The organism is Isoptericola sp. NPDC056618 (genome assembly GCF_042792715.1).
GTDB classification, from domain to species: Bacteria; Actinomycetota; Actinomycetes; order Actinomycetales; family Cellulomonadaceae; genus Isoptericola; species Isoptericola nanjingensis.
The window spans coordinates 25,714-34,421 of record NZ_JBHTVZ010000027.1 but is presented as its reverse complement, the minus strand read 5'-3'; the positions used below and the strand labels follow the sequence as shown (position 1 = coordinate 34,421).

Here is an 8,708-nt window from a genome sequence, read left to right as displayed (position 1 = left end):
GTTGACACCGTGATCGCGCGCCAGCAGGCGCGATCACGGTGTCAACCGCCTGTTCGGCGAGGGGTGCGGTCAGCGCACGCCGACGACGTCGACGACGAAGACGAGCGTCGCGCCGCCGGGAATGCCGGCCTGCGGCACGCCGCGCTGGCCGTAGCCGTGCTCGGACGGGATGGACAGCAGCACGCGGTCGCCCACGTTGCGGCCGACCAGGCCCTTGTCCCAGCCGCCGATGACCGCGCCGACGCCGATCGGGAAGTCGATGGTCTGGCCGCGGTCGTAGGAGTTGTCGAACACGCCGCCGCCCCAGGTCTGGCCCAGGTAGTTGACGACGATGGTGCGGCCGGCGTCGACCACCGGGCCGGTGCCCTCCTCGAGCACCTGCACCTGCAGGCCGGCGGGGGCGTCGCCCTCGGGGAACGTGATCTGGGGCTTGTCGCCGAAGCCGCCGGTGGCGGTGGGGAGCGTGGTCACAGGGGTACCTCGTCTTCGTCGTCGTGCAGAGTCGGGGTGCAGAGGCCAGGCGATGCCCGGCGGGGCTGCGCCGTCCAGCCTACGCGGCGGACGGCACCGGGCACCCGGCGACGTCGCGCAGCGCCGCGAGCGCGGCCACCACCGGCGGGGTGTCGGCGACGGCGTCCTGCACCAGGGCGTAGATGGACCGTACCGGCACGGGCCGCACCACGGGCACGGCCACCGTCCCGGCCGCGGGGCGCGCGGAGCCGAGCGCGGGCAGCACGGTGATGCCGATGCCGGCGGCGACGAACGCGAGGGCGGTCGGGTAGTCGTGGGCCTCCACCGCGAACGCCGGGCTGAACCCGGCGGCGCGGCACGCCTCGAGCAGGTTGCGGCGGCACCAGCCGCGGGCGAAGTCGTTGTCGATCCACCGGTCGCCGACCAGCTCCGCGAGCTCGATCTCGTCCCGCCCGGCCAGCGGGTGGTCCTGGCGGACGACGGCGACGTACGGGTCGTCGAGCAGGTGGTGGGCGGTCGTGCCGGCGGCGGGCCGGAAGTCGGTCTGCGCGACGGCGAGCTGCAGGTCGGCGCGCTTCGACGGGTCGGTGGGGATCTCCTCGGTGAGCTCGAGGTCGAGCCGCACGCCGGGGAACCCGCTGCTGAGCGCGCTGACGACGGCCGGCAGCCACGCCGCCCCGACGGAGGCGAAATAGGCGACGGACAGGCTCCCGGAGCGCCCGGAGCGCAGGTCGGCGACGAACGTCTCCACCTCCCCGAGGCGGGCGAGCAGCCCGTCCGCCTGCGCGGCGAGCGCCTGGCCCGCGGCGGTGGGCCGCACGCCGCGGCCGTGCCGGGCGAGCAGCTGGAGCCCTGTCTCGCGCTGCAGCGCGGCGACGTGCTGGCTCACCGCGGACGGCGTGTAGCCGAGGTTGGCGGCCGCCGCGGCGACCGAGCCGCTGGCGACGACGGAGCGGAAGACGCGGAGCCGGTGGACGTCGAGCATGCTCGCGACAATACAGCGACACTGAAGCGTTCGGTAGATACCTGAACTGGTGCTCACGAGACACGTCGGGGACGATCGTTCCCATGGCCGAGACCACCGCGCGCACCGCGCCGCCCGCGCCGAGCGCCACGCCGGGGAACACCCCGCGCCGCGCCGGCGCCCTCACGGCGGCCGCCATGGCCGTCACCGTCGTGCTGTGGGCCTCGGCATTCGTCGGCGTGCGCGCCGTCGGGCACGACCTCGACGCCGGCGCGCTCACCCTCGGCCGCGTCGCCGTCGGCTCCGTGGCGCTGACCGTGATCCTGCTCGTCGCTCGCGCCCGCCGTCGCACCCCCGTCCGGCTCCCCCGGGGGCGGGTGCTGTTGCTGGTCCTCGCCTGGGGTGTCGCCTGGTTCGGCGCGTACAACCTCACCCTCAACGCCGCGGAGCAGCACCTCGACGCGGGCACCACGGCCCTGCTGGTCAACATCGCGCCGATGCTGGTCGCCGTCCTGGCGGGCGTGCTGTTGCGCGAGGGCTTCCCCCGCCGCCTGCTGGCGGGCATCGCCGTCGCGTTCACGGGCGTCGTCGTCATCGCCGTCGCGACGACGACGGGCCGGTTCGACGCCGTCGGCGTGGCGCTCGGCCTCGCCTCCGCCGTGCTGTACGCCGGCGCCGCCACGCTGCAGAAGCGCCTGCTCCCCCACGCCGACGCGCTCACCATGACCTGGCTCGGCTGCCTCGCCGGCACCGTCGCGGCGCTGCCGTTCCTGCCCGCGCTGATCTCGCAGGCATCCGTCGCGCCGTCGTCGTCCCTGCTCGGCGTCGTCTACCTGGGGGTGTTCCCGACCGCGATCGCGTTCACCACCTGGGGGTACACCCTGGCCCGCGTCAGCGCCGGTCGTGCCGCAGCGTCGACGTACGCCGTCCCGCCGCTCGTCGTGCTGATGTCCTGGGTCCTGCTCGACGAGGTGCCCGCACCCGTCGTGCTCGTCGGCGGCGTGCTGGCCCTGGCCGGCGTCGCCGTGGCGACCCTCCCCCGGCGACCTGTCAGGACCAGGATCACGAATCCATGACCGTGGTCCTGACAACTCTGCGGGCCGGCGACTTGTCAGGACCACGACCATCAGAACCTGAGCGTGGCCCTGACAGGTCGCGGGTCAGAGGGCGGCGGCCTTCGCCTCCAGCACGCCGCGCTCGCGGGCGTTGCCGCACAGGCGGGCGGCGAGCTCCAGCTCCGCGCGCGCCTCGTCGTTCCGGCCTAGCCGGGCGAGCAGCTCGCCGCGCACGGACGGGAGCAGGTACGACCCGGACAGCACCTCGTGCGCGACGAGGTCGTCCACGACGGCGAGCCCGGCGGCCGGGCCCGCCGCCATCGCGACCGCGACGGCGCGGTTGAGCTCGACGACGGGCGACGGCGCCACGCGGCCCAGCGCCTCGTAGAGCACGACGATGCGCTCCCAGTCGGTCGCGGGGACGGACGGCGCGACGTCGTGCTGCTCCGCGATGGCGGCCTGCAGCCCGTACGGACCCAGCCCTCGCCCGACGGCGACCGCCCGGGCGAGCGCGTCGCGCCCCCGCCGGACCGCCGACCTGTCCCAGCGGCGCCGGTCCTGGTCCTCCAGCAGCACCGGCTCCCCGTCCGCCCCGGTGCGCGCGGGGAACCGCGCCGCGGTGAGCTCCAGCAGCGCGAGCAGCCCGAACGTCTCCGGCTCGGGCGCGAGGCGCGTCAGGACACGGGCGAGCCGGACGGCCTCGTACGCCAGGTCGGGCCGCATCCAGTCGTCGCCGCCCGACGCCGTCGACCCCTCCGAGAAGATGAGGTAGACGACGTTCAGCACGGAGCCGAGCCGCTCCGCGCGGTCCTCGGCGGCCGGCACCTCGAAGGGCACCCGCGCGGCGGTCAGCGTCTTCTTCGCCCGGGTGATGCGCGCCTGCACCGTGGGCACGGGCACGAGGAACGCGCGCGCGATCTCCTCGCTGCCCAGGCCGGCCACCACGCGCAGGGTCAGCGCGACCCGCGCCTCCTTGGACAGCACGGGGTGGCACGCCACGAACAGCAGCGCGAGGCGGTCGTCCTCGATCTTGTCCGGGTCCCACAGCAGGTCGTCGGCCGGTGCCGGGGCGGCGCCCGGCCCGCCCGTGACGGCGCCGCCCTCGCCGAGGTCGCGCGCCAGTGCCGCGTACCGCTCGTCGCGTCCGGAGCGCCGCCGGAACGCGTCGATCGCGCGGCGCCGCCCGGTCGCGAGCAGCCACGCGACCGGGTCGCGCGGGACGCCGTCGCGCGGCCAGGCGACCAGCGCCTCCGCGAGCGCCTCCGACGCGACGTCCTCCGCGAGCGCGAAGTCGTTCGTGTACCGGGCGAGCGCGCCGACGATGCGGCTGGACTCGATGCGCCAGACGGCCTCGACGACGCGACGAGGGGCCGCACCGTCGTCGGCGCGGCCCTCGTCGTGCGGTCCGACGGCGCTCACTGGGCCCGCTGGGCCTGCTCCTCGCGCCACCCCTGCTCCTTCTGCACCCACTCGTTGTCCTGCGGGAAGTCCTCCGGGCCGGTGACGCGGCGCACCTCGAGCTTCGTGCCCGCGCCGCTCAGCGGCGCCCGCTTGGCCCACTCGATCGCCTCCTCCTTGGAGGCGACGTCGACGATCCAGAAGCCGTTGAACAGCTCCTTGGTCTCGCCGTAGGGGCCGTCGGTGACGACGGGGGTGTCGGTGGAGAAGTCGACGACCGCGCCCTCGGACGCGTCGGACAGCCCCTCGCCCGCGGCGAGCACGCCGGCGTTCATCATCGACTCGTTGTAGCGGCCCATCGAGGCGATGACCTCGGTGAAGTCCATCTGCTCGAACGCCGCCTGGCCCTCGTCGGTCCCCCGCATGATCAGCATGTACTTGGCCATCGTCCCGCTCCTTGTCGTGGTCACGGTCACCCTCGTGGTGACCTTCTCATCCCCAGGTCGAACGGGGAACCGCCGGATCGACATCGCCCGAGAAGTTTTCTCGAGGAACCTCTTGCAACCTCTGGCTAATCGTATTAGCTTCATGGCTATGGACATGACCGGGAAGCTCGAGCTCCGACACCTCGCCCGCCCCGAGGGGCGGATCGCCTACACCGACGCGGGCAGCGGCCCGCTCGTCGTCGCCGTCCCCGGGATGGGCGACCTCCGCTCCACCTACGACGACCTCGCCCCCGCGCTCGTCGCTGCCGGCCACCGCGTGGTCGTCGCGGACCTGCGGGGCCACGGCGACTCCGACACCACCTTCGCCACCCACGGCGACGTCGCCACCGGCACCGACCTCGTCGCCCTCGTCGAGCACCTGGACGCCGGCCCCGCCGTGCTGCTGGGCAGCTCCATGGGCGGTTCCGCCGCCGTGTGGGCCGCCGCCGAGCGCCCCGACCTCGTCCGCGGGCTGGTGCTGCTCGCCCCGCACCTGCGCGAGCTCGCCTCCCCCGGACAGCTGCGGTTCAACCGCGCGCTGTACCGCGCGCTGTTCGTCCGCCCGTGGGGCGCGGCGGCGTGGGCGTCGCTCTACACCTCGATGTTCGCCAAGGGCCGCAAGTCCCCCCGGCACGCGGAGCACGTCGCGAGCATCCGCCGCAGCATGGCCGACGCGGCGCACCTGCGCTCCTTCCGCGACCTCGCCGTCGCGCTCGACCACTCCGTGATCGAGCCGCTCGTCGCCACGGTGCAGGCTCCGTCGCTCGTCGTCGTCGGCGAGCTGGACCCCGACTACAAGGACGCGGGCGCGGAGCTCGCCCGGATGCGGGAGGCGCTCGACGGCCAGGAGCTCCTGGTGCCCGGCGTCGGTCACTACCCGCAGCACCAGGCGCCGGAGGTCGTGACCCCGGCCGTCCTCGACTTCCTCGCCGGTCTGCCGGCCGCCCACCCGGCCCCCCAGGAGAACGGCGCCGACGAGCGGGGTGCGCGTGCCTAGGGCCGGGCTGTCGCGGGACGCCGTGGTCCGCCTCGCCCTGGAGCAGGTGGACGCGGGCGGGCCGACCGGGCTCGCCGACCTCACCCTCGCGAAGGTCGCCGCGTCCGCCGGGGTCGCCACCCCCAGCCTGTACAAGCACGTCGGCTCGTTGGCGGCGCTGCGCCGCGAGGTCGCGCTGGTCGCGCTCGACGAGCTGACGACGGCGAGCGCCGCGGCGACGGTCGGCCGCGCGGGTCCCGACGCCCTGCGCGCCCTCGCCCGCGCGTGGCGCGACTACGCCCGCGCGCACCCCGGCCGGTACGCCGCCGTCCAGCTCGCCCCCGACCCCGACGCCCCCGAGGACGCCGAGCACCGCGCCGCCGCGGCCCGCGTGGTCGCGCTCGTCGGGGCGGTGCTGCACGGCTTCGGCCTCCCCGACGACCGCACGATCGACGCCGTCCGCGTGGTGCGCGCCGGCGTGCACGGCTTCGTCCTCCTGGAGCTCTCCGGCGGCTTCCGCCTGCCCGAGGACCTGGACCGCAGCTTCGACGCCCTGGTCGACATGCTCGTCGCCGGGGTCACCACCCTCGCGGCCGCACCGTCGCGGCCCGCACCGAAGGAGCAGCCATGACCCGCACGACCCACGCCGCCCGCACGACGACGCCCGCCGCGACGGCAGGCTCGGCGCCCACCACCCGGATCGCAGCCTGGACCGCGGGCGGCGCCGTCGCGGCGGCCGTGCTCCTGCTGCTCTTCCCCGTGCTCCGTCCGTGGCCGGACGAGTCCGTGCCGAGCGTCGCGCTCGCGGAGTCGTTCGCCTCCGACCGGTGGGTGCTGGCGCACCTGTGCGGGATCGCGGGGCTCGACCTGCTCGCGCCGACGTTCCTCGGCCTGCGGGCGCTGCTGCGCGGGAGCGGGGCCCTGGGCGCCGTCGCCCCGGGTGCGCGCGCCGCCACCGCCGCCGTCGTCACCGCCTGGGCCGGGGCCGCGCTCAGCTCGCTCTACTTCGGCGCCGAGATCTTCGGCATCCGCACGATCGCGCAGGCCGCGCTGCGCACGCAGGACCCGGCGCTGCTCGCCGACGTCGACGTGCTCCGCGAGCAGCCTGCCGCGATGACCCTCTTCGGCCTGGGCCTCGCGCTGATCGCCGCGGCGGGCGTCCTCGCCGCCGTCGCGCTGTGGCGCGGCGCGCTCCGACCGCGCTGGGTCGGCGTCCCGCTGGCCGCCGGGCTGCTGCTCTCCCTGCCGCAGTTCTTCGGCACCCCGGCGGTGCGCGTCGGGCACGGCGTCCTGGTCGCCGCCGGGCTCCTGCTGGTCGCGTGGGCGGTACGGCGCGCATCTGCCCCGGGCACGACGACGGCCGGCCACCCCGCAGGGTGACCGGCCGTCGGGCCGTACGTTCCGGAGGCGTACCGAAGGGTCAGTCGCCGCTCTGGAAGATCGCCAGCAGGCGCAGGAACTCCAGGTACAGCCACACCAGGGTGACGATCAGCCCGAAGGCCGCCGTCCAGGCGAACTGCGCCGGGACGCCCTGCTCGACGCCGCGCTTGATCGAGTCGAAGTCGACGATGAGCGACGCGGCGGCCAGGCCGACCGCGACGAGCCCGACGATGATCCCGATCACGCCGCCGCGCATCCCCCAGCCGTCGAGGACGCCGGTCCAGGTCAGGACGACGTTGACGAGCGAGAAGACGAGGTAGCCCACCATGGCGATGAGCAGCCACCGGGTGAACTTCGGCGTGACGCGCACCTTGCCGGACTTGAACAGGAACAGCGCGGCGGCGAACGTCGCCAGCGTCGCCACGACGGCCTGCAGCACGATCCCGGAGAGCGGGGCGCCCGAGCTGCCGACGGCGATCGACGCGAACGCGATCGAGATGCCACCGAGGAACACGCCCTCGGCCACCGTGTAGGCGATGATCAGCGCGGGGCTGGGCTTCTTCTTGAAGGCGTTCACCAGCCCCAGCACCAGGCCGGCGATCATGCCGATCGGCCAGAGGTTCGGGGCGAAGTTCCACGTCGCGGCCGCCACCACGATCAGCAGCGCGAGCAGGCCGCCGGTCTTGATGATGACGTCGTCGTAGGTGAGGCGCTTGGTGTCGGCCGTGGTGGCGGACGGCGCCTGGTACATGGCGTCGAGGCTCGCGGCGTCGGTGGCCTGCGCGCCCATGGTCCCGGCGCCGTACGCGCCGTACTGCGGCTGCGCAGTGGTCGTGCCGCCGGGGCGGGATCCCTGGCGAGCCCCGGTACGGCGCGGCTCGCCGAAGACGTCGCTGCTCGAGAAGACGGGGTTGGTCATGAACTCCTCCTGGTCGCGGCTGCCGGGTGCCCGACGACGGGTCGTCGCGCGCGCAGGGCCGGGTCGCTGGCCGTGCGATCCATCGTAGTGAACGCGCGGCGTTCCTCAGACGTTCCCAGGTCGGCGACTCTTTCCGAGGACGCCGCGCGCGGCCTCCGCCGTCGCCTCGTCGACGGCGAACAGCCCGGTCCCGGTCACGGGGTGCGGCTGCCCGCGGTCGCCGCCGAAGACGCCGCCCGCCTCGGTGACGATGAGGGACAGCGGCGCGTAGTCCCACACCTTGCCGCCCACCTGGACCGCGAGGTCGAGCTCGCCGGCCGCGACGAGCAGGGCGCCGTGCACGCGCCACTCCGCGACCTCGACCACCTCGACGAGCGGCTCCACCTCGGCGCGGTACCGCGCCGGCACCATCGCGAGCGGGGGCAGCACCGCCGCCCGTACCGGACCGAGCGACCCCGGCGGCGCGCCGACGCGCAGGCGCCGCGCGCCGGTCACGCGACCGTCGACGACGTCCGCGACGTACGCGCCCCGGCCGCGGGCCGCGTACCAGACCTGTCCCTGCGCGGGCAGGACCGCGACGCCGACGGTCACCTCGCCGCCCTCCTCGAGCGCGACCAGGGTCTGCCACCGGTCGTCCCCCTCGACGAACACCAGCGTCCCGTCGATGCCGTCCAGCACCCACCGGCGGTGCCCCGCGCCGAGCACGCCCGTCTCCTCGCCGAGGAACGCGTCGTCGGGCCGCGCCGCGAGCAGCACGGCACGCACCCGTTCCTCGACCGCGAGGTCGGCCTCGGTCACGACGGACCCGTCGAGCTTGGGGTCCCGCGCCAGCTCCCGCGCGTGCGCGAAGTACCGCAGCCCCAGCTCGGCGCCGGAGAGCGCCGCCGCGAGGGCGAGGTCGAGGTCGAGGTCCCCGGGCAGGTCACGCACGTCCATGGCCGCAGCATGCCCGATCGACGCAGATCACCCGGCCCCTGCCCATGCCGCGGCGTCGACCCGCACGTAGGCTCGGGAAGGACCCGTGCTCCCCGTGACGACGGCATGACGACGGCACCCGAGA

At 75.1% G+C, this 8,708-nt stretch carries 10 protein-coding genes; 4 read left to right on the top strand and 6 right to left on the bottom strand.

Annotated elements, in window-relative coordinates:
- Positions 1-69 precede the first annotated feature (69 nt).
- Positions 70-471 (bottom strand): FKBP-type peptidyl-prolyl cis-trans isomerase, encoded by a 402-nt coding sequence (locus ACFQ8T_RS20735; protein ID WP_429733276.1) that lies wholly within the window; start codon positions 469-471, stop codon positions 70-72.
- 79 nt (positions 472-550) lie between these two features.
- A complete protein-coding gene (locus tag ACFQ8T_RS20730) occupies positions 551-1,456 on the bottom strand; it encodes a LysR family transcriptional regulator (RefSeq protein ID WP_430548356.1) in 906 nt (301 codons plus the stop codon).
- 83 nt (positions 1,457-1,539) lie between these two features.
- Between ACFQ8T_RS20730 and ACFQ8T_RS20725 the strand changes: the two genes are divergently transcribed.
- Positions 1,540-2,511, top strand: a complete 972-nt coding sequence (locus ACFQ8T_RS20725) for a DMT family transporter (protein ID WP_430548355.1) — start codon at positions 1,540-1,542, stop codon at positions 2,509-2,511.
- Positions 2,512-2,595: 84 nt separating this feature from the next.
- Here ACFQ8T_RS20725 and ACFQ8T_RS20720 read toward each other — a convergent pair whose 3' ends face one another.
- Entirely contained in the window at positions 2,596-3,909 is a 1,314-nt protein-coding gene (locus ACFQ8T_RS20720) for an RNA polymerase sigma factor (protein WP_430548354.1), read from the bottom strand.
- Positions 3,906-4,334, bottom strand: a complete 429-nt coding sequence (locus ACFQ8T_RS20715) for a YciI family protein (RefSeq protein ID WP_430548353.1) — start codon at positions 4,332-4,334, stop codon at positions 3,906-3,908. Before ACFQ8T_RS20715 ends, ACFQ8T_RS20720 begins: the two co-directional genes overlap by 4 nt.
- Positions 4,335-4,488: 154 nt before the next feature.
- On the opposite strand from ACFQ8T_RS20715, the gene ACFQ8T_RS20710 reads away from it, so the two are divergent.
- The 3 genes from ACFQ8T_RS20710 to ACFQ8T_RS20700 are packed head-to-tail and all read left to right on the top strand — an operon-like array spanning position 4,489 to position 6,729.
- The gene (locus tag ACFQ8T_RS20710) at positions 4,489-5,370 is read left to right on the top strand and encodes an alpha/beta fold hydrolase (protein WP_430548352.1); all 882 of its coding nucleotides are present in this window, start codon (positions 4,489-4,491) and stop codon (positions 5,368-5,370) included.
- Entirely contained in the window at positions 5,357-5,980 is a 624-nt protein-coding gene (locus ACFQ8T_RS20705; RefSeq protein WP_430548351.1) for a TetR/AcrR family transcriptional regulator, read from the top strand. Before ACFQ8T_RS20710 ends, ACFQ8T_RS20705 begins: the two co-directional genes overlap by 14 nt.
- Positions 5,977-6,729: a hypothetical protein gene (locus tag ACFQ8T_RS20700; RefSeq protein ID WP_430548350.1), complete on the top strand. Its 753-nt coding sequence runs from the start codon at positions 5,977-5,979 to the stop codon at positions 6,727-6,729. The genes ACFQ8T_RS20705 and ACFQ8T_RS20700 overlap by 4 nt, the downstream gene beginning before the upstream one ends.
- 40 nt (positions 6,730-6,769) lie before the next feature.
- Here the strand turns inward: ACFQ8T_RS20700 and ACFQ8T_RS20695 are convergent, their stop codons facing one another.
- Positions 6,770-7,648, bottom strand: coding sequence for a Bax inhibitor-1/YccA family protein (locus tag ACFQ8T_RS20695; RefSeq protein ID WP_430548349.1), 879 nt, complete (start codon positions 7,646-7,648; stop codon positions 6,770-6,772).
- Positions 7,649-7,753: 105 nt separating this feature from the next.
- Positions 7,754-8,584 carry an inositol monophosphatase family protein gene (locus ACFQ8T_RS20690; protein WP_430548348.1) on the bottom strand — a complete coding sequence of 277 codons (831 nt, stop codon included), beginning with the start codon at positions 8,582-8,584 and terminating at the stop codon, positions 7,754-7,756.
- Positions 8,585-8,708: the final 124 nt, after the last annotated feature.